At 69.0% G+C, this 24,804-nt stretch carries 26 protein-coding genes; 15 read left to right on the forward strand and 11 right to left on the reverse strand.

The features are described from left to right. The first annotated feature begins 52 nt into the window (after positions 1-52). The 12 genes from DBV14_RS10120 (at position 53) to DBV14_RS10175 (ending at position 11,263) form a co-directional block, all read left to right on the forward strand. Positions 53-1,258 carry a M20 aminoacylase family protein gene (locus DBV14_RS10120; protein WP_124459058.1) on the forward strand — a complete coding sequence of 402 codons (1,206 nt, stop codon included), beginning with the start codon at positions 53-55 and terminating at the stop codon, positions 1,256-1,258. A gap of 13 nt (positions 1,259-1,271) precedes the next feature. Then, complete coding sequence (locus tag DBV14_RS10125) at positions 1,272-2,282, forward strand: tripartite tricarboxylate transporter substrate-binding protein (RefSeq protein ID WP_124459059.1); 1,011 nt, start codon at positions 1,272-1,274, stop codon at positions 2,280-2,282. A gap of 118 nt (positions 2,283-2,400) precedes the next feature. Continuing rightward, a complete protein-coding gene (locus DBV14_RS10130; protein ID WP_124459060.1) occupies positions 2,401-3,150 on the forward strand; it encodes a glycine zipper 2TM domain-containing protein in 750 nt (249 codons plus the stop codon). Between the two features lie 23 nt (positions 3,151-3,173). Then, positions 3,174-3,647 carry a tol-pal system YbgF family protein gene (locus tag DBV14_RS10135; protein WP_124459061.1) on the forward strand — a complete coding sequence of 158 codons (474 nt, stop codon included), beginning with the start codon at positions 3,174-3,176 and terminating at the stop codon, positions 3,645-3,647. A 175-nt stretch (positions 3,648-3,822) separates the two neighbouring features. Next, positions 3,823-4,737, forward strand: coding sequence for a dihydrodipicolinate synthase family protein (locus DBV14_RS10140; RefSeq protein WP_124459062.1), 915 nt, complete (start codon positions 3,823-3,825; stop codon positions 4,735-4,737). Between the two features lie 48 nt (positions 4,738-4,785). Continuing rightward, on the forward strand, positions 4,786-5,928 hold the full coding sequence (locus tag DBV14_RS10145) for a branched-chain amino acid ABC transporter substrate-binding protein (protein ID WP_124459063.1): 1,143 nt from the start codon (positions 4,786-4,788) through the stop codon (positions 5,926-5,928). 16 nt (positions 5,929-5,944) lie between these two features. After that, on the forward strand, positions 5,945-6,880 hold the full coding sequence (locus tag DBV14_RS10150; RefSeq protein ID WP_124459064.1) for a 4-hydroxyproline epimerase: 936 nt from the start codon (positions 5,945-5,947) through the stop codon (positions 6,878-6,880). An 11-nt stretch (positions 6,881-6,891) separates the two neighbouring features. Further along, a complete protein-coding gene (locus DBV14_RS10155; protein ID WP_124459065.1) occupies positions 6,892-7,995 on the forward strand; it encodes an FAD-binding oxidoreductase in 1,104 nt (367 codons plus the stop codon). After that, complete coding sequence (locus DBV14_RS10160; RefSeq protein WP_124459066.1) at positions 7,992-8,243, forward strand: (2Fe-2S)-binding protein; 252 nt, start codon at positions 7,992-7,994, stop codon at positions 8,241-8,243. The genes DBV14_RS10155 and DBV14_RS10160 overlap by 4 nt, the downstream gene beginning before the upstream one ends. Next, positions 8,240-9,547: an FAD/NAD(P)-binding oxidoreductase gene (locus DBV14_RS10165; protein WP_124459067.1), complete on the forward strand. Its 1,308-nt coding sequence runs from the start codon at positions 8,240-8,242 to the stop codon at positions 9,545-9,547. The genes DBV14_RS10160 and DBV14_RS10165 overlap by 4 nt, the downstream gene beginning before the upstream one ends. A gap of 35 nt (positions 9,548-9,582) precedes the next feature. Next, positions 9,583-10,254, forward strand: coding sequence for a GntR family transcriptional regulator (locus DBV14_RS10170; protein ID WP_124459068.1), 672 nt, complete (start codon positions 9,583-9,585; stop codon positions 10,252-10,254). Positions 10,255-10,327: 73 nt separating this feature from the next. Continuing rightward, positions 10,328-11,263: a fatty acid desaturase family protein gene (locus tag DBV14_RS10175; RefSeq protein ID WP_124459069.1), complete on the forward strand. Its 936-nt coding sequence runs from the start codon at positions 10,328-10,330 to the stop codon at positions 11,261-11,263. Positions 11,264-11,273: 10 nt separating this feature from the next. On the opposite strand, the gene DBV14_RS10180 is transcribed toward DBV14_RS10175, so the two are convergent. Beyond that, entirely contained in the window at positions 11,274-12,164 is an 891-nt protein-coding gene (locus tag DBV14_RS10180) for an EamA family transporter (RefSeq protein ID WP_124459070.1), read from the reverse strand. A gap of 112 nt (positions 12,165-12,276) precedes the next feature. Here DBV14_RS10180 and DBV14_RS10185 point away from each other — a divergent pair, with 112 nt between their 5' ends. Continuing rightward, positions 12,277-13,173: a LysR family transcriptional regulator gene (locus tag DBV14_RS10185; protein WP_124459071.1), complete on the forward strand. Its 897-nt coding sequence runs from the start codon at positions 12,277-12,279 to the stop codon at positions 13,171-13,173. Here DBV14_RS10185 and DBV14_RS10190 read toward each other — a convergent pair. From DBV14_RS10190 to DBV14_RS33375, 5 genes are all read right to left on the reverse strand, one after another. After that, complete coding sequence (locus tag DBV14_RS10190; RefSeq protein ID WP_124459072.1) at positions 13,101-14,345, reverse strand: acyltransferase family protein; 1,245 nt, start codon at positions 14,343-14,345, stop codon at positions 13,101-13,103. The two genes, DBV14_RS10185 and DBV14_RS10190, sit on opposite strands and share 73 nt — an antisense overlap. Before the next feature lie 35 nt (positions 14,346-14,380). After that, the gene (locus DBV14_RS10195; protein WP_124459073.1) at positions 14,381-15,415 is read right to left on the reverse strand and encodes a MerR family transcriptional regulator; all 1,035 of its coding nucleotides are present in this window, start codon (positions 15,413-15,415) and stop codon (positions 14,381-14,383) included. Between the two features lie 8 nt (positions 15,416-15,423). After that, the gene (locus DBV14_RS10200; RefSeq protein WP_124459074.1) at positions 15,424-16,062 is read right to left on the reverse strand and encodes a hypothetical protein; all 639 of its coding nucleotides are present in this window, start codon (positions 16,060-16,062) and stop codon (positions 15,424-15,426) included. A gap of 22 nt (positions 16,063-16,084) precedes the next feature. Next, positions 16,085-16,408: a hypothetical protein gene (locus tag DBV14_RS10205; protein WP_124459075.1), complete on the reverse strand. Its 324-nt coding sequence runs from the start codon at positions 16,406-16,408 to the stop codon at positions 16,085-16,087. 85 nt (positions 16,409-16,493) lie between these two features. Next, on the reverse strand, positions 16,494-16,664 hold the full coding sequence (locus tag DBV14_RS33375; RefSeq protein WP_013544285.1) for a hypothetical protein: 171 nt from the start codon (positions 16,662-16,664) through the stop codon (positions 16,494-16,496). Between the two features lie 59 nt (positions 16,665-16,723). Between DBV14_RS33375 and DBV14_RS10210 the strand changes: the two genes are divergently transcribed. Beyond that, positions 16,724-18,268, forward strand: a complete 1,545-nt coding sequence (locus tag DBV14_RS10210) for an MATE family efflux transporter (protein WP_260396895.1) — start codon at positions 16,724-16,726, stop codon at positions 18,266-18,268. On the opposite strand, the gene dbpA is transcribed toward DBV14_RS10210, so the two are convergent. The 4 genes from dbpA to DBV14_RS10230 form a co-directional block, all read right to left on the reverse strand. After that, the gene (gene dbpA / locus DBV14_RS10215; RefSeq protein WP_124459076.1) at positions 18,228-19,694 is read right to left on the reverse strand and encodes an ATP-dependent RNA helicase DbpA; all 1,467 of its coding nucleotides are present in this window, start codon (positions 19,692-19,694) and stop codon (positions 18,228-18,230) included. The two genes, DBV14_RS10210 and dbpA, sit on opposite strands and share 41 nt — an antisense overlap. 101 nt (positions 19,695-19,795) lie before the next feature. Further along, positions 19,796-20,065, reverse strand: a complete 270-nt coding sequence (gene infA, locus DBV14_RS10220; protein ID WP_013544282.1) for a translation initiation factor IF-1 — start codon at positions 20,063-20,065, stop codon at positions 19,796-19,798. Positions 20,066-20,123: 58 nt separating this feature from the next. Then, positions 20,124-20,390, reverse strand: a complete 267-nt coding sequence (locus tag DBV14_RS10225; protein WP_124459097.1) for a hypothetical protein — start codon at positions 20,388-20,390, stop codon at positions 20,124-20,126. Positions 20,391-20,782: 392 nt separating this feature from the next. After that, complete coding sequence (locus DBV14_RS10230; RefSeq protein ID WP_124459077.1) at positions 20,783-22,060, reverse strand: MFS transporter; 1,278 nt, start codon at positions 22,058-22,060, stop codon at positions 20,783-20,785. 82 nt (positions 22,061-22,142) lie between these two features. Here DBV14_RS10230 and DBV14_RS10235 point away from each other — a divergent pair, with 82 nt between their 5' ends. Further along, positions 22,143-23,609: a PLP-dependent aminotransferase family protein gene (locus DBV14_RS10235; protein WP_124459078.1), complete on the forward strand. Its 1,467-nt coding sequence runs from the start codon at positions 22,143-22,145 to the stop codon at positions 23,607-23,609. Between the two features lie 7 nt (positions 23,610-23,616). On the opposite strand, the gene DBV14_RS10240 is transcribed toward DBV14_RS10235, so the two are convergent. Further along, positions 23,617-24,672: a sugar phosphate isomerase/epimerase gene (locus DBV14_RS10240; RefSeq protein ID WP_124459079.1), complete on the reverse strand. Its 1,056-nt coding sequence runs from the start codon at positions 24,670-24,672 to the stop codon at positions 23,617-23,619. Between the last annotated feature and the right edge of the window lie 132 nt (positions 24,673-24,804).

The following is a 24,804-nucleotide window of genomic DNA, read 5'->3' on the forward strand; positions in this document are numbered from 1 at the left end:
GAATCGTTCGCTTCTTTCCTCTTCGAACGACTCTCCCGCAGCCCCACCCGCCATGAATATCGTCGATTCCTTCGCCGCCCACGCCACCCGCTTCGTCGACATCCGGCGCGACATCCACGCGCATCCCGAACTCGGTTTCGAGGAGCACCGCACCTCTGAAAAAGTCGCGGGCCTGCTTGCCGAATGGGGCATCGAGGTGCACCGCGGCATTGCCGGCACGGGGCTCGTGGGCGTGCTGCGCAAGGGCACGAGCAAACGCACCATCGGCCTGCGCGCCGACATGGACGCGCTGCCGCTGCACGAGGCCAACGAGTTTCCCCACAAGTCCACCCACGCCGGCCGCATGCACGCCTGCGGGCACGACGGCCACACGACCATGCTGCTGGCCGCCGCTTGGCACCTGTCGCAGCAGGGGCCGGACGATTTCGACGGCACGGTGCATTTCATCTTTCAGCCGGCCGAGGAGATGGGCAAGGCCGGTGCGAAGAAGATGATCCAGGACGGCCTGTTCGACCGCTTCCCCTGCGACGCGGTGTTCGCGCTGCACAACTTTCCGGTCGGCGACGTCGGCCGCTTCGCGCTCAACGAAGGCGCGCTGATGGCGTCGAGCAACACCTACAGGATCACCGTGCACGGGCGCGGCACGCATGCCTCGATGCCGCACACCGGCATCGACCCGGTGGCGGCGGTGGTCACGCTGGCGCAGCAGCTGCAGACCATCGTGCCGCGCACCATTCCGAGCACCGAGCGCGCACTGCTCGCGGTCACGCAGCTGCAGGGCTCCGACGCGCCCAACGTGATTCCCGACGTGGCCACGGTGGGCGGCACCATCCGCACTTTTTCCATCGAGGCCATCGACAAGATCGAGGCACGGCTGCGCGAAGTGGCGGCGGGCGTGGCGGCGGCGCATGGCTGCACGGCCGAGGTGTTCTTCAACCGCTCGTCGCCGCCGGTGGTCAACCACGTGGCCGAGGCGCGCTTTGCCGCCGACGTGATGCGCGAGGTGGTGGGCGACGACATGGTCACCGACGACTTTCCCGCGGTGATGGGCGCCGAAGATTTCGCGCACATGCTGCTCGCGCGGCCCGGCTGCTACGCCTTCCTGGGCAATGGCGATGGCGACCACCGGCTCGGCGGCCACGGGCCCGGCCCTTGCATCATCCACAACACCTCGTTCGACTTCAACGACGAGATCATCCCGATCGGTGCCAGCTACTTCGTGAAGCTGGCGCAGCGCTGGCTGCCGACGGGCACCTGACTCCATTTTTTCCATGTCGACGATGACGATGAAAGCGGCCTCCACGATGTCTTCCACCCTGTTCACCCGGCGTTCCCTCACCGCGCTCGCAACGGCGGCGGCGCTCTGCGCCCTTGCACCGGCGCATGCGCAACAGCAGCGCGTGCTGCACATCGTCGTGCCCTTCGGCACGGGCGCGGTGCAGGACACGGTGGCGCGCGCCTTCAACAACGAACTGGGCGCGGCGCTCAATGCCAGCGCCATCGTCGAGAACCGCGCGGGCGCGGGCGGCACCGTGGGCGCGGCCATCGTGGCGCGCGCGCCGGCCGACGGCAACACGCTGGTCCTTGCGGCGGCCAGCCACAACATTGCGGGCTTCCTGTACAACAAGCTCAGCTACGACCCGCTGAAGGACTTCGTGGGCGTGGCCAACGTCGGCAACGCGGGCTACGTGCTGGCGGTGGCGAGCGGGCTCAACGTGTCGAACACGGCCGACTTCATCAAGGAGGTCAAGGCCAACCCCGGCAAGTACAACTACGCCTCGGCCGGCAACGGCAGCGCCACGCACCTGGCCATGGCTTCGTTCCTGGCCAAGGCCGGGCTGCAGATGACGCACATTCCCACCAAGTCGACCGGCGAGGCCGTCAACGAAGTGCTGGCGGGCCGCGTGCAGGCCGTCATTTCGTCGAGCATCGGTGTCATCGGCTTCCAGGAAGACGCGCGCGTGAAGCTGCTGGCGTCCACCGGCCAGTCGCGCAGCCCCTTCCTGCCGAAGCTGCCGACCGTGGCCGAAAGCGGCCTGCCGGGCTACGCCTTCGATTCGTGGATCGGCCTGCTCGCGCCCGCCGGCACGCCCAAGGCCGAGGTCGAACGCATCAACGCCGCGGCCAACAAGGTGCTGGCCGACCCGGCCATCCAGGAGCGCTTCAAGCGCCTGGGCGTGGAGCCGCGCAGCCAGAGCCCGGAAGAGTTCCAGAAGCTGCTGCGCGCCGACTGGGACGCGATGGGCGTGGTGGTGAAGGCATCGGGCGCGAAGATCGACTGACAAGGTGTCACGGCTGGCGGGCCGTGTAGGACGCCGGTCAATTGACAACGCGCCGGCCTCGGCCATGCTCCCTGGTGGATTCCGATGCATCCGGCATTGGACGGAAAGGGACTTCTTCATGGACTCGACGACACCGCTCGACCCCACGCCGGGGCAGCAAGTGAGCAAGTCGCCCAAGGCGTTGTGGGGCGTGATCGGCGTGCTGGCGGCAGCCGTGGTGGCGCTTGCCGGCGTGTTGATTCACAAGCAGGGCAGCGACGTCGGCGCCAGCGCGCCGCCGCCCGCGGTGCTTGCGGCGGCAACGTCCCGGGCGCCGGACGACTTCAAGCCGGAAGCCATGCCCGCGGCGCCTGTTGCACCGCTCACGGGCGCAGGCGCGGCACCGCCGGCAATGGCTGCCGCGCCGATGCCGGCGCCCGCCAGGGCGCCAGAGCCAGCCCCTACGCAAGCCATTCAGGCCATTCAGCCCGGCCCCGCGCCGGGTGCGGCAAATGCGCCCATGGCCGCGGCCCAGCCGGCGCCACCGCCTTGCGCCGTCTGCGGCCATGTCGAATCGGTCCGGCCCGTGCAGCGCGCCCAGCGCACCACCGGCGTGGGCGCAGTGGCCGGCGGCGTGGTGGGCGGGCTGGTCGGCAACCAGTTCGGCCACGGCAACGGACGCACCGCGACCACCGTGCTCGGCGCGGTCGGCGGCGGCTTCGCGGGCAATGCCATCGAGAAGCACGTGCGCACGGTCACGGTCTACCAGGTGGGCGTGCGCATGCAGAACGGCACGCTGCGCACCGTCGAGACGAAGACGGCGCCTCCCATCGGCAAGCCGGTCACGCTCAGGGGCGGTGTGCTGCGGCCCGCCGACGGCCGCAAGTGAACAACATGAAGGAGGCGCAACCGATGGCGGAACTGTCCGACGAGATTCATGAAGAGATCAAGCGGTTGTGCGCGCAAGGCGACGCGCTGGCGGAGGCCGGGCAGTTTGCCGCGGCCTTGCCGCTGTACTGGGTGGCGTTCGACCTGCTGCCCGAACCGAAGACCGACTGGGAGGCCGGCACCTGGACACTGGCCTCCATCGGCGACGCGAATTTCCTGTCCGGCGACTTCGAGGCCGGACGCGACAACCTCTCGAACGCCATGCATTTCCCCGATGCGATCGGCAACCCCTTCCTGCATCTCCGGCTGGGCCAGTGCCAGTTCGAGCTGGGCAACCTGGACCGCGCGGCCGACGAGCTGATGCGTGCCTACATGGGGGGCGGCCCCGAGGTGCTGGCCGACGAAGACCCGAAGTACCTGCAGTTTCTTTCGACCCGCGCCGAGGGCATCGCGCTGCCGGGCAAGCCCGCGAAGCGCTGGCAGTTCTGGAAGAAGTGAACCGGCAAGGGCGCGGCGGGTAATCGCCCGCCCTCGCCCTGGGTCCCGATATCACACAAAGCACGCGCCCGGAAGCGCGCTTGCCCTGTTGGAGTTGTTTGAATATATTATTAATATATTTAAATCGCGGCGCGTTCCCACCGCACCCCGCCGCACATTCCACAGGAGCGACACCGTGAGCAATCCCCGCTGGCAAGGCATCTTCCCCGCCATCACCACCAAGTTCCACGCCGACGAAAGCATCGACGCGGAGGGCACCGCCCGCCACATCGACTTCCAGATCCGCAACGGCATCCATGGCCTGGTCACCTGCGGCTCGCTGGGCGAAGCCAGCACGCTGACGCTGGAAGAGAAACTGACCGTTGCCAAGATCGCACTGGAAGCCGCCGACGGCCGCATCCCCGTTCTGGCCAACGTGTCGGAAACGAGCACCCGCGAAGCACTGCGTTATGTAGACGGCGCCAACAAGCTGGGCGTGGCCGGCTTCATGGTGATGCCCTCGGTGATCTACGTGGCCGACGCGCGCGAAGCCATGCTCAACGTGCGCACCATCGCCAACGCGGCCCAGCAACCCATCATGGTCTACAACAACCCGGTGGCCTACCGCGTGGATCTGAAGCCCGAGCACATGGTCGAGCTGGCCGATTGCGAGTGGATCGCGGCCATCAAGGAGAGCACGGACAACATCCGCCGCATCACCGACCTGCGCAACACCGTGGGCGAGCGCTACCAGCTGTTCCTGGGCGTGGACGACCTGGCCTACGAAGGCCTGGCGCTGGGTTGCGATGGCCTGCTGGCCGGCGTCGGCTGCGCGTTCCCGCGCGAGACGGTGGCGCTGTACGACCTCATGAAGGCGGGCAAGTTTGCGGAAGCGCTGAAGCTGTACCAGTGGATGACGCCGATGCTGCACCTGGACGTATCGACCAAGCTGGTGCAGAACCTCAAGCTCATCGACGCACTGGTGGGCGTGGGCTCTGAGCACATGCGCCGCCCGCGCCTGCCGCTGGTCGGCGAGGAGCGCGCCTTTGTCGAAGCCGTCGTCAAGAAGGCGCTGGCTACGCGTCCCGCCCAGTACCAGTCGGTCCCGTAATGGCATAAAACGAACGTCCTTTTCATCGTCCCCAACCTAGGAAGAAGCATGAAGACAAAAGCACACATGGTTCAGTTTTCCAGCGTCGTCGGCCTCGTCGCCCTGGCCGTTGCAGGCCAGGCGCATGCGCAGGAGCAGGTGGTAAAGATCGGCCACAGCGGACCGCTGTCGGGCCCCAACGCCTTCGCGGGCAAGGACAATGAAAACGGCGTGCGGCTGGCCATCGAGGAACTGAACGCGAAGAAGATCAGCGTCGGCGGCAAGACGCTGAAGTTCGTGCTGGCGTCCGAAGACGACCAGTGCGATGCCAAGACCGGCGTGAGCGTGGCGCAGAAGTTCGTGGACGACGGCGTCAAGTACGTCATGGGCCCGTACTGCTCGGGCGTGGCCATTCCGGCCTCGCGCATCTACAGCGACGGCGGCGTGCTGCTGTCGACCGTGGGCACCAACCCGAAGGTCACGCAGGGCGGCTACAAGAACCTGTACCGCATCATCGCCAGCGACAACCAGATCGGCGGCGCCATGGCGGTCTATGCGGCCAAGGTGCTGAAGGTCAAGAAAGTCGGCGTGATCGACGACCGCACCGCCTTCGGCCAGGGCCTTGCCGAAGAGTTCACCAAGGAAGCGAAGACGCAGGGGCTGACGATCGTCGGCCAGGAGTTCACCACCGACAAGGCGGTCGACTTCACCGCCATCCTGACCAACATGAAGGCCAAGGCGCCCGAGGCCATCTTCTTCGGCGGCTATGCGCCGCAGGCGGCACCGATGGCGCGCCAGATGAAGCAGCTGGCCGTGCCCGGCAAGCTGCTGGGCGGCGACACCGTGTGCAGCCCGGCCACCGGCAAGCTCGGCGGCGATGCGGTCAACGACCTGGTGTTCTGCGCGCAGGGCGGCTCGATTCTCGAGAAGGCCGAAAGCGGCCCGGCCTTCAAGGCCAAGTTCAAGCAGCGCTTCAACGTCGATGCCGACGCCTACGCCGCTTCGTACTACGACCAGGTGCTGTTCATCGGCCAGTCGATGCAGAAGGCCAATTCCATCGACCCCGACAAGGTGGGCGCCGAGCTCTACAAGACCACCTACAAGGGCGTGGCCGCGACCTATGCCTACGACGACAAGGGCAACATGAAGCAGGCCCCCATCACGGTGTTCACCTTCAAGAACGCCGCCCCCGTTCCCCTCGCCAGCTACTAGCCGGAAGACAAGCAATATGCATCGCATCCAGGTCATCGACTCGCACACGGGCGGCGAGCCCACGCGCCTTGTCATCGGCGGGTTTCCCGACCTGGGTGGCGGCAGCATGGCCGAGCGCCGCGCGCTGCTGGCCGATAGGCACGACAAGTGGCGCGCCGCCGCCGTGCTGGAGCCGCGCGGCAGCGACGTGGTGGTGGGCGCGCTGCTGTGCGAGCCCGTGTCGAAGGACGCGGCCGCGGGCGTGATCTTCTTCAACAATGCCGGCTACCTGGGCATGTGCGGCCACGGCACCATCGGGCTGGTCGCGAGCCTGGCGCACATGGGGCGCATCGGCGTGGGCGAGCACCGCATCGAGACGCCCGTGGGCACCGTCACGACCACGCTGCATGCCGATGGCTCGGTGAGCGTTCGCAACGTGCCGGCGTACCGGCACCTGCACCAGGTGGCGGTCGAGTTGCCCGGCCATGGCACCGTGCGCGGCGACGTGGCCTGGGGCGGCAACTGGTTCTTCCTGGTGAGCGAACACGGCCAGCGCGTGGCGAGCGACAACCTCGCGGCGCTGACCGACTACACCGCGGCACTGCGCAAGGCACTGGCCGCACAGGGCATCACCGGTGCCGAGGGCGCCGAGATCGATCACATCGAGCTCTTCGCCAGCGACGACGAAGGCGCGGACAGCCGCAACTTCGTGCTGTGCCCCGGCAACGCCTACGACCGCTCGCCTTGCGGCACCGGCACCAGCGCCAAGATCGCCTGCCTCGCGGCCGACGGCAAGCTCGCGCCGGGTGCGGTGTGGACGCAGGCCAGCGTGATCGGCAGCCGCTTCGAGGCCAGCTACGCGATGGACAACGGGCAGGTCATTCCCACGCTGCGCGGCCGTGCGCACATCAGCGCCGAAGCGACGCTGCTGGTCGACGACGAAGATCCCTTCGGCTGGGGCATACGGCTCTAGTGCCGGCCGGCATGGACGCGGATGTCATCGTCATCGGCGCCGGCATCGTCGGTGCCGCGTGTGCCCACGCGCTGGCACAGGCCGGCCGCCGCGTGCTGGTGCTCGATGCCCGCATCGGCGGGGCCACGGGCGCCGGCATGGGCCACCTCGTGGTGATGGACGACAACCCCGCGGAGCTGGCGCTGAGCCGCGATTCGATCGCGCGATGGCGCGCCCTTGCGCCGCGCATGCGCGAAGACTGCGCCTACAGCCCCTGCGGCACGCTCTGGATTGCCGCGAACGACGAGGAAATGGCCGAGGCCGAACGCAAGCAGCAGCGGCTGCGCGACCACGGCATCGACAGCCGCCTGCTCGACGCAACCGCGCTGGCGCAGGCCGAGCCCGCGTTGCGCCGTGGCCTGAAAGGCGCGCTCGAAGTGCCGGGCGACGGCATCCTCTATGCGCCCAATGCGGCGCGCTGGTTGCTCGACGAGGGCGGCGACGCCGTCCGCATCGAACAGGCGAAGGTCGAGGCCATCGAAGACGACGGCGCGCTGCGCCTGGCCGATGGCAGCCGCCGCACCGCGCCGCAGGTCGTGCTGGCCAACGGCATCCAGGCGACGACGCTGTGCCCCGAACTCCCGATCCGCCCGAAGAAGGGCCACCTGCTGATCACCGACCGCTATCCGGGCACCGTGAATCACCAACTGGTCGAGCTGGGCTACGTGACCAGCGCGCACCACAGCGACGGCGACTCGGTGGCGTTCAACGTGCAGCCGCGCCCCACGGGGCAACTGCTGGTGGGCTCGTCGCGCCAGTTCGACACCACCGACCCGGCGGTGGAGGCGCCGATGCTCGCGCGCATGCTCCAGCGCACGCTGGAGTACCTGCCGGGGCTCGCCCACCTGAATGCCGTGCGCTCGTGGACGGGCATGCGCGCGGCAACGCCCGATGGGCTGCCGCTGCTGGGCAGGCATCCGTGGCGCGACAGGCTCTGGCTGGCGGTCGGGCACGAAGGCCTGGGCGTGACCACCGCGCCGGGCAGCGCGCATCTGCTGGCCGCGCTGATGACCGGCGCCGTGCCGGATTTCGATGCGGCGCCCTATGCGCCGCGTGGCTGGAGGGAGATGGCATGAGCAGCAGCCACACCTTGCTGCACGTCGATGGCCATCTCGTTCGCGTGAAGGCGGGCAGTTCGGTCGCGGCCGCGCTGCGTATCGCAGGCGGCATGGGCGTGGCGCGCACTTCGGTCAGTGGCCAGCCGCGCGCGCCGTTCTGCGGCATGGGCGTGTGCCAGGAGTGCCGCGTGCTGGTCGACGGCCGGCGCAGGCTGGCCTGCCAGACCGTCTGCGGCGAAGGCATGCACGTGGAGACGGCGGAATGAACGGCACCGCAGCGGAACACTGCGACCTGCTGATCGTCGGCGCGGGCCCGGCCGGCATGGCCGCGGCGGTGGCTGCGGCGCCCAGTGGCGCATCGATCATGGTCATCGACGACAACCCCGCGCCCGGCGGCCAGATCTGGCGCGACGGGCCGAACGCGGCACTGCCGCCGGCGGCACGCAAGTGGCGCGAGTCGATGGCGCGCCACGCCAACATCCGCGTGCGCAGCGGCACCCGCATCGTCGCCGCACCCTCTGGCCAAGAACTGCTGCTCGAAGATGCCGAACGCGGTTGGCGCGTGCGTTGGAAAAAACTGATTCTCTGCACCGGCGCGCGCGAGCTGCTGCTGCCCTTCCCCGGCTGGACGCTGCCCGGCGTGACGGGCGCGGGCGGCCTGCAGGCGCTCGTCAAGGCGGGCCTGCCGGTCGAGGGTGAGCGCATCGTCATCGCAGGCAGCGGGCCGCTGCTGCTGGCCGCCGCGGCCACGGCACGCGCGGCGGGCGCGAAGGTGCTGCGCATCGCCGAGCAGGCCTCGCTGGCATCGGTAGTGGGTTTCGGCGCGAGCCTGCTGCGCTGGCCGGGCAAGGCCGCGCAGGCGGTGACGCTGGCCGATGCGCGGTATCGCACGTCGTCGCGCATCGTGTCGGTCCAGGGTGCCGCGCAGGTCGAATCGGTCCGCCTCCGGCAAGGCGGCAGCGAAGTCGACATGGCCTGCGATCGCGTGGCCTGCGGCTTCGGCCTGACGCCGAACACGCAGCTGGGCCAGATGCTGGGCTGCGCGCTCACGCCGGCGGGCTCCGGCGCCCAGGCCCTGGCGGTCGATGCGCGGCAGGCCACCAGCATTCCCGGCGTCTACGCGGCCGGCGAATGCACCGGCTTCGGCGGCAGCGAACGCGCGCTGGCGCAGGGCACCATCGCCGGCCACACCGCCGTGGGCAACGAGCGCGCCGCCAAAGCCCACGAGGGCGAACGCGCCCGCTGGAACGCTTTTGCCGCGCGCTTGCACCACAGCTTTGCGCTGGCCCCCGACATCCGCCAGATGGCGCGGCCCGACACGCTCGTGTGCCGCTGCGAAGACGTGCCGCTGTCGGCGCTCGCGAACTGCAGCGGCTGGACCGATGCCAAGCTGCACCGCCGTTGCGGCATGGGCGCCTGCCAGGGCCGCGTGTGCGGCGACGCCGCGCAGTTCCTGTTCGGCTGGACACCACCGGTGCCGCGCCCGCCGCTGTCGCCGGTCCGCATCGCCACGCTGGCCGGCCTGGCCGGCCCGGCAGGCCTGGCAAACCATGAGGAGGCCCGACAATGACGCCGCAGCAGCGGCATCCGCCGCGGAAGAAACCCATGGCCGTTCCGAAGAAGACCGAATCCCGCCCACCGCCCAAGCGCCGCGCCGCCGACCTCGCCTACGACGCCATCGAAACGCTGTTGTCGACCATGCAGCTCGAGCCCGGCAGCCAGATCGCCGAGGCCGACCTTGCCGAGCGCACGGGCCTGGGCCGCACGCCGGTGCGCGAGGCGCTGATGCGCATGGTGTCGATCGGCCTGATCGTGCAGCAGCCACGCCGTGGCCTGCTGGTGTCGACCATCGACCTGGCCGACCACCTGGACGTGATCCAGACCCGCCGCGTGCTCGAACTGCTGATCGCGGCCTGCTCGGCACGCCGTGCCACCGCATTGCAGCGCACGGGCATCGTGCGCTGCGCCGAGGCCATGGTCGAGGCGGCGGGCCGCGGCGACCTGAACGACTACATGAAGGCCGACCGCGCGCTCGACCTCGTCAACCACCAGGCCAGCCACAACGACTCGGCGGTGAAGGCGGTGATACCGCTCATCGTGCAGTGCCGCCGCTTCTGGTACGCCTACCAGCACGAAGGCGAGATCGTGGAAGGCGCCAACGCGCACCTCGAACTGGCGCAAGGCATCGCGACCGGCGACGAGGCGGCCGCCGTTGCCGGTGCCAACCGCCTCATGGACTACCTCGAAGTCTTCGCGCGCAAGATCATCGACAAGTAAGTCCAAGGGCCTCGCCCGCGCCTCGGGGATTTCCGCGTGTCCCCGCGCGCCTGCGCGGCGCATACTGGCCCGCATGGCCGCCGCACCCCGTGCCCAACCGGAAGACTTCTTCTCCACCGAAGAGTGGCAGGCACTTGCCACGCGCTCGTCGTGGAAGGGGCTGTGGCTGGTGGCGCATTGCTGGGCCGTGATCGGCGCGGCAATGGCCGTGGGCATCGCCTGGCCGTGGACCATTCCGTTGATGGTGCCGATCGTCGGTACGCGCCAGCTGGGCCTGTTCATCCTCATGCACGACGCCGCGCACGCGGGGCTGCACCGCAACCGCAAGGTGAACGACTGGGTCGGCTACTGGCTGTGCTCGTCGACGCTGCGCGACTACCGGCCCTACCACCTGCAGCACCACCGCTTCGTGCAGCAGACCGAAGACCCGGATCTGGTGCTGTCGGCGCCCTTCCCGATCACGCGCGATTCGATGTGGCGCAAGGTGGTGCGCGACCTGAGCGGCCAGACCTTCTACAAGCAGCGCTTCGGCCACATTGCCGAGGGCATCCGCGGGCGCGCGCCGGGCGAGTCGGCGCTGAAGGCGTTCGGGCGCGAAGTCGCGAAAGACAGGCGCTTTTTCATCGCCAACGGCCTGGGCTTCGTGGCCTTTGCGTTGGCCGGGCATGGGTGGGCCTGGCTGCTGATGTGGCTGCTGCCGATGGCGACCTGGCTGCCGCTGGTGAGCCGCGTGCGCAACATTGCCGAGCACGCGCTGGTGGCGCAGAACGAGGCCGATCCGCTGCGGCAGGCGCGCACCACGCATGCCGGCTGGCTCGAACGCATCTTCGTGGCGCCCTACTGGGTCAACTACCACTGCGAGCACCACATGTTCACCAACCTGCCGTGCTGGAGCCTGCCGAAGGCGCATCGCCTGCTGCAGCGCCAGGGCGCAACGGCGCGGATGGAAGTGCAGCCCGGCTACCTGAGCCTGCTGAAGCGCGCCACCTCGCCTCGAGCTGTCGCCTGACGGTTGTTCATCAGCGAGCCACGGGCGCCGCGGCCCGCACCAGCGGTTGCGCGCCGCGCTGCGCATGCTGGCTGAGCCAGATGCTGGCGATGACCACGCCGATGCCCACGATCTGCAGCGCCGACAGGCTCTGCCCCAGCAGCGCCCAGCCGAGGATCACCGCCGTCACCGGGCTCAGGAAGGCCAGCGGCGCGATGGCCGAGGGCTCCAGCCGCGCCACGCCGCGGAACCACACGATGTAGGTCAGCGCGGCGCCGATCAGGCCCAGCCAGGCAAAGCCGAGCCAGTTGGTGACGGTGAGCGTGGGCAGCGGCGGCTCCAGCAGCAGCGCCACCGGCAACAGCAGCAGGCCGCCCGCGGTGAGCTGCCATGCGGTGAAGGCCAGTGCCGACACCGGCGGCTGCCAGCGCCGGCTGAGCACGGTGCCGAAGGCCATCGACACGGCGGCGGCAATGGCGGCGGCGATGCCGATTGCGTCGAGCGCGGCATTCGGCGTGAGCACCAGCAGCGCGACGCCGCCGATGCCGACCACCGCCGCGGCCACCGACAGCGCACGCACCGGCGAGCCCAGGAAGACGCTGGCCAGGAACACCACGAGCAGCGGCTGCACCGAGGTGATGGTCGCGGCCACGCCGCCCGGCAGCCGGTAGGCCGCGAGGAACAGCATGGCCCACAGGATCGAGAAGTTCAACGCACCCAGGATGAAGATGCGCCCCCACCACGCCCGCTCGGGCAACTGCCGAACGATCAGCAGGAGCAGCAGCCCGGCCGGCAGTGCGCGCAGCAGCGCGACCGTCAGCGGGTAGTTCGCCGGCAGCATCTCGGTGGTGACGATGTAGGTGCTGCCCCAGATGGCCGGCGCGGCTGCGGTAAGAAGGACGTCGGTGGCGCGGCTGGTCATGGGCTGGCTCTCTTCTTTGGATCGGTATATGACTCCAAATTTAGTCAATTGACCATCGGTTGTGAATGGCGAAATAATTAATTGATTCTTTACCTTCAGTCGTGAATCAAGCGTGGACCATCTCACTGCCCTCAAGGTCTTCCGAACCACCGCGAGCACCGGCAGTTTTGCCGGCGCGGCGCGGCAGATGGGGCTGTCGGCCGCGGCCGTCAGCAAGAACATCGCCGAGCTGGAAGCGCACCTGAAGGTGCGGCTCATCAACCGCACCACGCGCAGCATGAGCCTGACCGAAGCGGGGGCCGCGTACCACGAGCGGCTGTCGCGCATCCTCGACGAACTGGCCGAGGCCGACGCCGCGCTCGCGCCCATGGGAAGCAGCCCCGGCGGCGTGCTGCGCGTGAGCGCGCCGCTGACTTTTGCGCTGACCTGCATCTCGCCGCACATCCCGGCGTTCATGGACAGGTATCCGAAGCTGCGGCTGGAGTTGAACCTGCAGGACAGCCGCACGGACATCATCGGCGAGGGCTACGACCTGGCGATTCGCGGCAGCGACCGGCTGGAAGACTCCAGCCTCGTCGCGCGCGAGCTGACGACCATGACGCACGTGCTGTGCGGCGCGCCCGCGTACTTTGCCGCCGCCGGACGGCCCGTGCAGCCGGAAGACCTGAAGCGCCACAACTGCGTGCAGTTCACGCTGTCGGGCCATGCGAACAAATGGACCTTCAGCCGCGCCGGACGCAGCGTGGCGGTGGCCATCGACGGGCGCTACAAGGTCAGCTCCAGCATCGCCGTGCGCGACGCGTTGCTGGCCGGTTTCGGGCTCAGCCTGGTGCCGCGCATCTACGTCGAGCAGCAACTGGCCGAGGGCCGGCTGGAAGCGGTGCTGGGCGACTGGGAGGCCGACAGGACATCGGTCTACGCGGTCTACCCGTCGCGTCACTTGGCGGCCAAGACGCGCGCGTTCGTCGACTTACTGGTCGAGCGCTTTTCTTCTTCACCGCCGCGCTGACCGTTCAGCAGCCGCCCGATGGGCGTGTGCCGCACCAGCAGCTGGTAGCTGGCCAGCGCCACCAGCGAGGTGGCCGCGATGTTCAGGCCCATCTTCGCCACCGCGCCGAAGGGCGCGTTGAACAGCAGGATGCCGAAGCCGATGGTGCCCAGCATGTGCACCAGGTACACCCAGTACGAGCTTTGCGACAGGTAGGCCAGCACCGCGTTCTGGCGCGGCAGGTAGCGCACGAAGCCACCGATCAGCGCCAGGCTCCAGAGCCAGGCGCAGGCGTTGTAGGCCAGGGCGATCCAGAACGCCGCGTGCGGCAAAGGCGGCAGGGAATGCGCGCCGCTGGCCTTCGATGCGCCGAGCAGCACCAGGGTCGCCACGAAGCAGGCCAGCCCGGCCAGCGCATGGCCCTTGCAGCGCGCCGCGAACAGCGCCAACAGGCGTTCCTGCTGCGCATGCACGTACCAGCCGAACACGAAGAACAGGCCGCTCTGCACCCATTCGGCGAACGGTGGCAGGAACGAACTGCTGCCCGCCACGATGCCCGATGGATAGAACGAGCCGGTAACGGCCAGCGGCAGCGCAAGCACCGCGAAACCCCAGCGGCGCGATGCCAGCCCGATGAAGACGCGCGCGGCCATTGCGCGCAGCCGTACCGGCACGAAGCGCTGCAGCCGCACGCCGGCCCAGGCCGCCACGCTGAGCCAGAACAGCTGGTAGAGAAACCACAGGTGCATCGTGTTGAAGGGCGTGCCGCCCGGCTGGCGCGCGGGCGTCAGCGCGGTGTCGATGCCCGGCACGCCGCGCACCGTGAGGTGGATGAAGACCATCGCGAGCACTGTGGTCAGCGCGAACAGCGGCGGCCAGAACAGCACGAAGGGCAGCGCGAGCCGCAGGCCGCGGTTCTTCTGCATGCCGTTCGCGCCGCGCCGCTCGACCAGCAGCGCCACGAAGAAGCCGGCCAGCACGAAGAACACCGGCATGCGGAAGCTGTGGATGAAGATCAGCAGCAGGTCGGCCACCGGCGAGGTCTTCGGGTCGCGCCAGGGCAGCGGGGAGTCGGCAAGGGTGAGGTGGTTGATGGCCACGTGCAGCACGATGCCGAGCCACATCATCAGGGCGCGGAGGTTGTCGAGCGCGTGGAGCCGCGGGGTGGCGAAGGGGGTGTGTGCGTTGTTCATGGGGGCCGACTGTTCGGCCTCACGCAACGTCAGGGTCAAGGGGTGGAAGCGGGGGGCGGCGGATTTTTTTGCTGCAGCAGGGCCATGGCGTGCAACAGGTAGTCGCGTGCCGGCGGCTTGACGACGGCCACGGCCTGCAGCACCGGCTCGGCGCCCATCGCCTTCATCAAGCGGGCGGCAAGGGCCGGGTCGTGGCCGGTGAAGGCGTCGAACAGCCGTGCCCACTCGCGCGCGATGGCCTGCACGGCTTCGTCGCCGGGCGGCACGCCCCGGGCCTGCAGGGCGGCCAGCTCGCCCGCCAGCCGGCGCCATTCGTCCTCGGGCGGCTTGCCCAGGCGCGCGAGGTCGGCGGTGCTCAGGTGACGCAGCAGCGCGGCCATGCGCACGCCCATGGCTGCGCTGATGTAGTCGACCAGTTCGGCCGGCGGCCCGTCGTCGCCCCGCGCCACCGGTTCGCGCCGGTACATCTCGCCCCACCGCGCAATGAGGTCGAAGTTGCCGTCCATCCATTGCCCCATGAGGTTCATCCAGCGCATGGCGAGCGGCTGCACCTCGAGCGCGTCGGCGGGCACGCCGCGCGCCATCAGCGCCGCCACGTCGGCGATGAGCGGCGGCCACTGGTCGGCCACGGTGCGCCAGTTGCTCATCACCGACTTCAGCTCGGCGGGGCTGAAATGGCGGCCGTAGATGCTCATCTGCTCCAGCGTGGCCAGCCAGTCCTTCATGTCGGGCTGGGCGCCTTCGGCCAGCCGTTGCTCCAGCAGGCCGAGGCGCTCGCGCAGCGCGGTGGCCTGGGCGATCTGCTGGTCGAGCGAGGCCATCTGGCGCCGGATGATGGTGGGCAGCGAGCCGCCTTCGGCGCCGAGCAGCCCGCCGATCTCGGCCAGCGGCAGGCCCAGCAGCCGCAGCGCCTGGATGGCGTGCAGGCGGGCGATGTCGGCGGCGTTGTAGAGCCGGTAGCCGGCCTCCGAGCGCGCGGAAGGCGCGAGCAGGCCGATGGCGTCGTAGTGGTGCAGCGCGCGCACCGTGAGGCCGGTGTGCCTGGCGAGTTCTCCGACCTTGAGCAGCATGGTGTTCTTCAGTGCTTGAGGGGCATCACGGGCTTGAGTGGCTTGACTGGCGCGAGCTGGATGCGGATGCGTTCGTAGCCGCGCGTGTCCGGCGGCTTGCCGAGCGTTTCTTCGGCGCCGCCGGGCTCCGGGCCGTTGACGAAACGATAGACCAGGTAGCGGTCTCGTGTCTCGGCCCGGCCGCCGGGCGGGAACACCAGCAGCGTGTCTTTCGGGCCGAGGTAGAGCCAGCGGGGCGCGTTGCGCTCGGCGAAATCCAAGCGCCCGAAGCGGCCGCCTTGCGGCCCAAGGGTGATCACGAAGCCGCGCGGGTAGCCGGCGGACATGAACTCGCCCATGACGACCAGGGCACGCGTGCCGTTGCCATTGCCCTTGCCCGTTCTCACGCATTGCGCGCGCACGGCCATGCCGCGCGAATCCTCGGGATCCTCGGCACCGAACAGCGGGCGGCGTGCGCCGCTGCTGCCCAGCTGGAGCTCGTAGATGGCGCTGTCGGCGATGGGGCTCCGGCGCGACAGCGTCACCATCTGGCTGTGCCCGTTGTTGCTGCCCAGCGCGCATGAAAACGGCATGCCGAAGGCCGGCAAGAAAGCGCCGCAAGCGAACAGGCCGAACGATGCGAACAGCGCGCGGGCCAGGCGTTTCATGCGTGGCGCCTGCGAGGCTGCGTCAGTCGTCTTGCGCCGGTGCGGGCTCGGGGCCGTCCCAGCCCAGCAGCTCCGACAGCCGCTGCACGATCCAGGTCGCCTCCGCGGCCGACACGCCGGCTTCGGGCGTGGCCAGGCCGGCATGGATGCGCCGCAGGATCTCGCTTTCGACCGGCACCTCGGTGTGGTGCTGGATCTGGGCGTGGCCCACGAGGTGGTTGGCGAGGTCTTCGCAGATCTCGTAGCGCTCGCGCACCACACCGATCGGTTCCTTCAGTCGCTGGCGCGCATCGCTGTACACCGCGAAGAACGAGGGCGGGATGAAGATCTGGTTGTCGTCGGACATCGCGGGTCTGTTTATAGCTGCCCCAACGACAAAACGCGCCCGAGGGCGCGTTCGTCGTGGCTCCGGGGAGCCAGCGGAGGCTGGATCAGCCGCCCTTCTTGGCGCGCTTGCCGGGGTTCTTCTTGCTGCGCGTCGCGGTGCCGCGTTCCAGGCTGACCTTCTGGCCGCCACCGGTCTTCGGCAGCGTGTAGCCGGGCAGCGGCGTCGGCTTCGGGGTGGCAACGCGTTCGGCTTCGGTACGGAATGTCTTGGGCATGAAAAGCTCGGGTAAAAGTAATGTTCGAACCCGCAATTAGGCCACATCGAGGATTTCATATGCCAATAACCGAAACAGCGGGTGCGGTAGAGCGTCCGCGCTTCGTTTCGGGGTCGTTGCTGCGCCACGTTTGCGTGATGGCCGGCACCGGTGCCATCGGGTTGATCGCGGTGTTCGCGGTCGACCTGATCAACCTGTTCTACATCTCTCTGCTCGGAGAAAAAGCGACGGCGGCGGCGGTCGGTTTCGCGGGCGTGGTGGGCTTTTTTCATGCCTCGCTGTGCATCGGGCTGACCATCGGCATCGCGGCCGTGGTGTCGCGCACGGTGGGCGCCGGCCGCACCATCGACGCGCGCCGCATCGCGACGTCGAGCCTGGTGCTGATGGCCGCGCTGTCGGTGCTGGCGGGCAGCGGCACGGCTTTTTTCCTGCATCCCGCGCTGCATGCGCTCGGTGCCGAGGGCGAGACGGCGCGGCTGGCGCAGCGCTACCTGGCGGTGACGGTGCATACGCTGCCGCTGCTGGGCATCGGCATGGCGTGCTCGGCGCTGCTGCGTTCGGTGGGCGACGCGCGCCGCTCGATGGTGGTCACGCTCGCGGCGGCGTTCGTGACGGCGGTGCTTGACCCGATATTGATCTTCGGTTTCGGCCTGGGGCTCGACGGCGCGGCCATCAGCGCGGTGGTCTCGCGCATGGTGCTGGCGGCCATCGGGCTGCATGGCGTGCTGGTAAAGCACCGCATGCTCGGGCGCTTCGATGTGTCGTGGCTCGGTGCCGATGCACGCGCGCTGGCGGGGGTGGCCGGGCCGGCCGTGCTGACCAACCTTGCCACGCCGGTGGGCGCGGCCTTCGTCACGCATGCGGTGGCGCAGTTCGGCCCGTCGGCGGTGGCGGGCGCGGCCACCATCGACCGGCTGACGCCGGTGGCCTTCGGGCTGGTCTATGCGCTCAGCGGCGCGGTCGGGCCGATCCTGGCGCAGAACCTGGGCGCGGGCCAGTACCGCCGCGTGCAGGAAGGGCTGCGCGACAGCCTGCTGTTCATGGTGGCGTCGGTGGCCGTGGCGTGGCTGGTGCTGGCGTTGGGCCAGGGCGTGCTGATCCGGGCGTTCTCGGCCGACGGCCTGGCGGCGGAACTGATCTCGCTGTTCTGCAGCTGGCTGGCGCCGAGCTTCTTCTTCGCGGGCGGGCTGTTCGTGGCGAACGCCTCGTTCAACAACCTCGGGCACCCGCTGCTGTCGACCGCGTTCAACTGGGGACGCGCGACGCTGGGCACCATTCCGTTCGCGTGGTGGGGCTCGCAACACGGCGCGGCCGGCGTGCTGGTCGGGCAGGCCGTGGGCTCGTCGATCTTCGGCTTGCTGGCGGTGGTGGTGGCGTTCCGGCTGGCCGCGAAGCTGGCGCGGCAGCAGGCGCCGGAAACGGAGCCGGAAATGGCACCAGAAATGGCGCCCGCACCGGTGCTCGATGCCCCGGTGGCGCCGACCTCGGCGCATGGCGAGGCCGCGGCGCTTGCAACGCCGCAGCCCGCGGCCGTTGCCGTTGCCGTTGCCGTTGCCGTTGCCGTTACTCGGCCAGGTCCTGCAGCGTCAGCAGCCGCACCCTGACCGACTTGCCCTTGACGCGCCCGCTCGAGAGCTTGCGCACGGCTTCCTCGGCAATGGCGCGGTCGACCGCCACATAGGTCGAGAACTCGTTGACGTTGATCTTGCCGACCTGCTCCTTGGCATAGCCGCAGTCGCCGGTGAGCGCGCCCAGCACATCGCCGGCGCGGATCTTTTCCTTGCGACCGCCGACGATCTGCAGCGTGGCCATCGGCGGCTTCAGCGGCCCGCCCTTGCCCGGCGTGAGCTCGGCCAGTTCGTGCCATTCGGACTCGCGGCCCTGCAGCTGCTCGATCTTTCCGACGCTGCCCATCTCGTTCATGCTGGCCAGGTTCAGCGCCAGGCCTTCGGCCGTGCCCTGCTGGCCCACGCGGCCGGTGCGGCCGATGCGGTGGATGTGGATTTCGGAGTCGGGCGTCACGTCGACGTTGATCACGGCTTCGAGTTGCGCGATGTCGAGCCCGCGCGCGGCCACGTCGGTGGCCACCAGCACGGAGCAGCTGCGGTTGGAAAACTGCACCAGCACCTGGTCGCGCTCGCGCTGCTCCAGTTCGCCGAACAGCGCCAGCGCGCTGAAGCCCTGGGCCTGCAGCACTTCGACCAGGTCGCGGCACTGCTGCTTGGTGTTGCAGAAGGCCAGCGTGCTGACGGGGCGGAAATGGTCGAGCAGCAGGCTCACGGTGTGCAGCCGCTCGCTGTCTTTCACCTGGTACCAGCGCTGGCGGATCTTGTTGCCTTCATGCTGCGCCTGCACCGTGATCTGCTGCGGGCTCTTCATGAACTGCTGCGCGAGCTTGGCGATGCCTTCGGGGTAGGTGGCCGAGAACAGCAGCGTCTGGCGTTCCTTGGGGCACTGGCGCGCCACCTTCACGATGTCTTCGAAGAAGCCCATGTCGAGCATGCGGTCGGCTTCGTCGAGCACCAGCGTGTTCAGCGCCGACAGGTCGAGGTTGCCGCGCTCCAGGTGGTCCATGATGCGGCCGGGCGTGCCCACCACGATGTGCGCGCCGTGCTCCAGGCTGGCGTTCTGCCCGCGCAGCGCAACGCCGCCGCAGAGCGTGACCACCTTGATGTTTTCTTCGGCGCGCGCCAGCCGGCGGATTTCGGTCGTGACCTGGTCGGCCAGCTCGCGCGTCGGGCACAGCACCATCGCCTGGATGGCGAAGCGGCGTGCATTGAGGTTGGCGAGCAGCGCCAGGGCAAAGGCCGCGGTCTTGCCGCTGCCGGTCTTGGCTTGGGCGATCAGGTCCTTGCCGAGCAGCGCCGGCGGCAGGGCTGCCGCCTGGATCGGCGTCATCTGCGTGTAGCCGAGCTGCGTGAGGTTGGCCAGCATCTGGGGCGAAAGCGCCAGCGTGGCAAAGCCGTTTTGGTCGGCCGGGGCCTGGGCCTGGGCTTGCGGGCCGCCGGCTGTGGGATTGGGTGTGGTCATCGTTCAGCAGCCGGAAGGCCGACAGGCCGCGACGCGCAAAAAGACAAAAGCCTTGCCGGCGCCCGTTGCGAGGCGCCGCAAGGCTTTTCGTCAGTCGCGGATCAGCGGCGGGGTGAGTTGTTGCCGCCGGAGGTCGGCGGCGGTCCGCGGCGCTCCAGGTGACGGAAGGTGATACGGCCCTTGGTCAGGTCGTAAGGCGAGAGCTCGAGCGACACCTTGTCACCCGCCAGGATGCGGATGTGGTGCTTGCGCATCTTGCCGCCGCTGTAGGCGATCAGCTGATGGCCGTTGTCGAGCGTGACGCGGTAGCGCGAGTCGGGCAGGACTTCGGTCACTGCGCCGTTCATTTCGATCAGTTCTTCCTTGGGCATGGGTGATTACCTCTGAATCGTTCGATGTGTGTTGGAGATGAAATCGGGCGTGATTGTTTCAGCCCACGCACGAAAGTGCGAGCGGGGCGTTGTGGCTGCGCGGCGTGCGTTCGCGCACCCAGCACAGGCCCTCGTCGAGCGCGTAGCGCACCGCGGTGGCGTGGCTGGCAAAACGCGGCGTGAAACGCATCACGCGGTCGTGCATGCCGCTGCCGTGGCCGGAGCGGATGGACACGGAGGCGGCGAAATGGCCGTCGTCCTGGTGTCGGATAAGCGGGGAAACAAGGTACTTGCCCACCGCGATACTGTGTTGAATGATGTCCATGAAGCCTTGGCGCAGCGCGCGAATGTAGAACAACGCGATGAGCCTGAAAAATAATTGAAAACGGGCGTGGGCCGGCCGGAACGGCGCGGCGGACGCGCTATTCGCTTCAACAAGAACGAAGGCAGTGGTGGCAATCATGGGCGCCCGGTCTGGCGCTCCAACACACTGTGAAGCCGGCTGAAAAGTGAGGGGCCTGAAAAATCCAAGGGACAGTGCAGGTCAGCCGGCAATATGACGAAGTGCTTCGTCGTGGTATCGAAACGAACCCGCCATTATAGCTTGCGGGGCATGACAGTTGCTTGTCTTAAAAACAACGCTTGAACGATTCAGGGCCGCGGATGGCGTCGTTCATGCGTTGTTTGCTATTAAAAATATAGTAAATGGTGGCGCATTCAGGCGGTTGCCGATGCCGCGGGGAGCGACGAGGCCGCCTTTGCCTTGTGTGCGGCCTGCAACAACAGCATCAATCCCGCCAGCTGGAAGGCGCCGCCCACCCAGCCCACCGCGCTCACGCCGAACAGGTCGATGGCCACGCCGCCGAATGCCGAACCGGCCGCAATGCCCAGGTAGATTGCCGAGGCGTGCAGCGACAGCGTCATCGGTGCGCGATCGGGTGCCAGGCGAATCAGCCGCACCGCCTGCGCCGGGCCGAAGCCCCAGCCAGCAAAGCCCCACAGCGCCGACAGACCGACGACGAGCGGCAGCGCCAGCCCGTGCGGCAGCACCTGCGCCGAGAACGACAGCCCGCCCAGCACCACGACCAGCATCAGCGCAAAACCTTGCGCCATGCGGTCGGCGCCGAAGCGGTCGGTGGCCCAGCCGCCGGCCGCGGTGCCGAAGGCCGCCGCCACGCCGATCAAGGCGAACACCGCGCTCGTACCTTGCGCCCCGAAGCCCAGCGTGCCCGACAGGAACAGCGCGACATAGGTGTAGAAGCTGAAGCCGCCGGTGGCCCAGAGCATGCTGACCAGCAACGCCGGCAGCACGCCCGGCTCGCGCGCCACGGCAAAGGCCGGCGTGCGCTGCGTCGTCGTGGCGACTGCGGACGTGGCAGCCGTGGCCGTGACCATCGCCAGCTTGCGCGGCAGCCCGAGCACCAGCCCCCAGGTGGCCAGCGCCGCCACCGCGGCAATCAGCAGGTAGGCCGTGCGCCAGCCACCCCAGCCCGCGATCCAGGCGCCCAGCGGCACGCCGAGCGCCACCGCCAGCGTGCCGCCGCCGGTCACGATGGCCAGCGCGCGCCCGCGCAGCGCCGGCGAAACCATCGCCGCCGCCACGGCGCTCGCCGTCGGCAGGAACACGCCGGCCACCAGGCCTAGCGCCACCCGTGCCAGCGCGAGCTGCGCGAAGCCGGTCGCCATCGCCGCCGCCAGCGTCAGGCCCGAAAAGGCCGCGAGGCTGGCAATCAGCAGCGGGCGCCGGCTGAAGCGCGCGAACAGCGCGGCCATCAGCGGCGAGCCGATGGCGTAGCTCAGCGCGAACAGCAGCACCAACTGGCCGGCGCGTGTTGCGCTGACGTGCAGGTCGGCCGCCAGAAGCGGCAGCAGTCCCGCGACCATGAAGCTTTCGGTGCCGATGGCGAAAGCGCCCAGCGCGAGCCAGGCCAGGGCCAGAGGCAGGCGTTCGGCAGGCTGCCGTACTTGCGGGGCGGTGGAGGGGGCGGTGTTCATGAAGAGACTCCGTTGAGCGTTCCAAGGCCTTCAGAATAGGCTTGCGATTGGCTCTTCAAAAGAACCACAATCAGCGAAGTTCATGGAACCACTTTTCGAACTCGCCATTCGCCTGCCGGACAGCGGCTCGCGCGACCTGCTGCGCGAGGTGCACCGCCAGCTGCGCAGCGCCATCCTCGATGGCCGGCTGCAGCCCGGTGCGCGGCTGCCGGCCACGCGCGCGCTGGCGCTGCGCCTGGGCATCTCGCGCAACACCATGCTCGCGGCCTACGACCTGCTGCTGAGCGAGGGCTACCTGCTGGCGCGCCCCGGTGCCGGCACCTATGTGGCCGACACGCTGCCGCAGTCGCGGCGCGGGCGCACCGCCCGCACTGCAAAGGGTTCGGCCGCCAGGCGCGATCCGCGGCTGGTGCCGCTGAACGTGCCGGGCGCCGACCTCGCACCCACGCTGCAGCCGCAAGCGTCGCGCGACGACTTCCGTGTCGGCCTGCCCGACATCGCCGCCTTTCCCTTCGACATCTGGCGCCGCCTGTCCGACCGCGCGTTGCGCCACCTCGCGCGCAAGCCGGCCGACTACGCCGATCCGCAGGGCCAGGCCACGCTGCGCGAGGCCATCGCCAGGCACGTATCGTTCACGCGGGCGGTCGGTTGCACCGCCGACGACATCGTGGTCACGGCCGGCGCGCAGCAGGCCTTTGGGCTGCTGGCGCGCATCCTCGTCGTGCCGGGGCGCACGGTGGTCGCGGTGGAAGAGCTGTTCTACCCGTCGCTGCGCGAAGCCCTGCTGGCCGCGGGCGCGAAAGTGGTCACCGTGCCGACCGACACCGAGGGCCTGTGCATCGACCGCATCCCGCCCGAGGCGCGCGTGATCTGCGTGACGCCCTCGCACCAGTTTCCGACCGGCGTGGCCATGTCGCCGCAGCGCCGCGCCGCGTTGCTGGCCTTTGCGCGAGTGCGCAACGCCGTGGTGATCGAGGACGACTACGACAGCGAATTCCGCTTTGCCGGCCGCCCGCTCGACGCACTGCAGACGCTCGACCGCGCCGAGTCGGTGTTCTACGTCGGCACCTTTTCAAAGAGCCTGTTTCCCGCGCTGCGGCTGGGCTTCGTGGTCGCACCGCCCTGGGCCCGCACGGCGCTGGTGCGGGCGCGCGAGCTGGCCGACTGGCATGGCCCGGTGCTCGGGCAGGAGGCGCTGGCCGCCTTCATCGCCGAAGGGCACCTGGCGCGCCACATCCGCAAGATGCGCAAGCTGTACGGCGCGCGCCGCACCGCGCTGATCGACGCACTGGCGCGGCATGGCGAAGGGCGGCTCGAAGTGATTCCGTCCGATGCCGGGCTGCACCTGTCGGCCTGGCTGCGCGGCGGCACGCGGGCCGACACCGTGGTCGAACGCGCCGCCGCGGCCGGCATCACGCTGCCGCCGCTGTCGCGCTTCGCACTGGACCCGCTGGCGCCTGATGCACCCAACGGCCTGGCCTTCGGCTACGGCCTGATCGGTGAATCGCAGATCGACGGTGCGATTCGGCGGCTCGTCGCGCTGCTCTGAAAAGGCTTCAGCCGATTCCCAGCATCCGCTTGTTCGCGGCCACGTCGACGCCGCCGGCCGCGAAGTCGTCGAAGGCCCGGTCGGCTACGCGGATGATGTGCTCGGCAATGAAGGCCGCGCCTTCGCGTGCGCCGTCTTCGGGGTGCTTGATGCAGCACTCCCACTCCAGCACTGCCCAGCCCGGAAAGTCGTACTGCGCCATCTTCGAGAAGATGGCCTTGAAATTCACCTGCCCGTCGCCCAGCGAGCGGAAGCGGCCCGCGCGGTTGATCCAGCTCTGGAAGCCGCCGTACACGCCCTGCTTGCCGGTCGGGTTGAATTCCGCGTCCTTCACGTGAAAGATCTTGATGCGCTCGTGGTAGTGGTCGACGTAGGCCAGGTAGTCGAGCTGCTGCAGCATGAAGTGGCTCGGGTCGTACAGCAGGCAGGCGCGCGGGTGGTTGTTCACGCGCTCCAAAAACATCTCGTAGCTCACGCCGTCGTGCAGGTCTTCGCCGGGGTGGATCTCGTAGCCCACGTCGACGCCCACCGCGTCGAAGGCATCGAGGATCGGGCGCCAGCGGCGCGCCAGTTCGTCGAAGGCTTCCTCGATGAGTCCCGGCGGGCGCGGCGGCCACGAGTACAGGTACGGCCAGGCCAGCGCGCCGGAGAAGGTGGCATGCGCCGTGAGCCCCAGGTTGGCCGAGGCCTTGGCCGCGAAGTGCAGCTGCTGCACCGCCCATTGCTGGCGCTTGACCGGATCGCCACGCACCTCGGGCGCCGCGAAGCCGTCGAAGCCCGCGTCGTAGGCCGGGTGCACCGCGACCAGTTGGCCCTGCAGGTGGGTCGAGAGCTCGGTGATCTCCAGGCCGTGCTTTGCCAGCGTGCCCTTCACTTCGTCGCAGTAGGTCTTGCTTTCGGCGGCGCGCCGCAGGTCGAACAGGCGTGCGTCCCAGCTTGGAATCTGCACGCCCTTGTAGCCGAGCCCCGCGGCCCAGCCGGCAATGCCGTCGAGCGTGTTGAACGGTGCGGTGTCTCCGGCGAACTGGGCCAGAAAAATGGCCGGGCCCTTGATGGTTTTCATTGGCTTGTCTTCCTTATTCGGTGGGGCAGCGTTGAAAGCATACTTGGCGTGTCGTCCGACCCCGCGCGAGAGGCCAACGAGCCACAATGGATTTTCCTTTTCGCATCAACCGTTCAGTTCGCGCTGACAGTC

The organism is Variovorax sp. KBW07 (assembly GCF_003852515.1).
GTDB lineage: Bacteria > Pseudomonadota > Gammaproteobacteria > Burkholderiales > Burkholderiaceae_C > Variovorax.

Bases quoted from the DNA above. Each gene is read 5' to 3' on its own strand.
- DBV14_RS10120 (WP_124459058.1), top strand. From the start codon at position 53: ATGAATATCGTCGATTCCTTCGCCGCCCACGCCACCCGCTTCGTCGAC.
- DBV14_RS10125 (WP_124459059.1), top strand. From the start codon at position 1,272: ATGTCGACGATGACGATGAAAGCGGCCTCCACGATGTCTTCCACCCTG.
- DBV14_RS10130 (WP_124459060.1), top strand. From the start codon at position 2,401: ATGGACTCGACGACACCGCTCGACCCCACGCCGGGGCAGCAAGTGAGC.
- DBV14_RS10135 (WP_124459061.1), top strand. From the start codon at position 3,174: ATGGCGGAACTGTCCGACGAGATTCATGAAGAGATCAAGCGGTTGTGC.
- DBV14_RS10145 (WP_124459063.1), top strand. From the start codon at position 4,786: ATGAAGACAAAAGCACACATGGTTCAGTTTTCCAGCGTCGTCGGCCTC.
- DBV14_RS10150 (WP_124459064.1), top strand. From the start codon at position 5,945: ATGCATCGCATCCAGGTCATCGACTCGCACACGGGCGGCGAGCCCACG.
- DBV14_RS10155 (WP_124459065.1), top strand. From the start codon at position 6,892: ATGGACGCGGATGTCATCGTCATCGGCGCCGGCATCGTCGGTGCCGCG.
- DBV14_RS10160 (WP_124459066.1), top strand. From the start codon at position 7,992: ATGAGCAGCAGCCACACCTTGCTGCACGTCGATGGCCATCTCGTTCGC.
- DBV14_RS10165 (WP_124459067.1), top strand. From the start codon at position 8,240: ATGAACGGCACCGCAGCGGAACACTGCGACCTGCTGATCGTCGGCGCG.
- DBV14_RS10170 (WP_124459068.1), top strand. From the start codon at position 9,583: ATGGCCGTTCCGAAGAAGACCGAATCCCGCCCACCGCCCAAGCGCCGC.
- DBV14_RS10175 (WP_124459069.1), top strand. From the start codon at position 10,328: ATGGCCGCCGCACCCCGTGCCCAACCGGAAGACTTCTTCTCCACCGAA.
- DBV14_RS10180 (WP_124459070.1), bottom strand. From the start codon at position 12,164: ATGACCAGCCGCGCCACCGACGTCCTTCTTACCGCAGCCGCGCCGGCC.
- DBV14_RS10190 (WP_124459072.1), bottom strand. From the start codon at position 14,345: ATGAACAACGCACACACCCCCTTCGCCACCCCGCGGCTCCACGCGCTC.
- DBV14_RS10195 (WP_124459073.1), bottom strand. From the start codon at position 15,415: ATGCTGCTCAAGGTCGGAGAACTCGCCAGGCACACCGGCCTCACGGTG.
- DBV14_RS10200 (WP_124459074.1), bottom strand. From the start codon at position 16,062: ATGAAACGCCTGGCCCGCGCGCTGTTCGCATCGTTCGGCCTGTTCGCT.
- DBV14_RS10205 (WP_124459075.1), bottom strand. From the start codon at position 16,408: ATGTCCGACGACAACCAGATCTTCATCCCGCCCTCGTTCTTCGCGGTG.
- DBV14_RS33375 (WP_013544285.1), bottom strand. From the start codon at position 16,664: ATGCCCAAGACATTCCGTACCGAAGCCGAACGCGTTGCCACCCCGAAG.
- DBV14_RS10210 (WP_260396895.1), top strand. From the start codon at position 16,724: ATGCCAATAACCGAAACAGCGGGTGCGGTAGAGCGTCCGCGCTTCGTT.
- dbpA (WP_124459076.1), bottom strand. From the start codon at position 19,694: ATGACCACACCCAATCCCACAGCCGGCGGCCCGCAAGCCCAGGCCCAG.
- infA (WP_013544282.1), bottom strand. From the start codon at position 20,065: ATGCCCAAGGAAGAACTGATCGAAATGAACGGCGCAGTGACCGAAGTC.
- DBV14_RS10225 (WP_124459097.1), bottom strand. From the start codon at position 20,390: ATGGACATCATTCAACACAGTATCGCGGTGGGCAAGTACCTTGTTTCC.
- DBV14_RS10230 (WP_124459077.1), bottom strand. From the start codon at position 22,060: ATGAACACCGCCCCCTCCACCGCCCCGCAAGTACGGCAGCCTGCCGAA.
- DBV14_RS10235 (WP_124459078.1), top strand. From the start codon at position 22,143: ATGGAACCACTTTTCGAACTCGCCATTCGCCTGCCGGACAGCGGCTCG.
- DBV14_RS10240 (WP_124459079.1), bottom strand. From the start codon at position 24,672: ATGAAAACCATCAAGGGCCCGGCCATTTTTCTGGCCCAGTTCGCCGGA.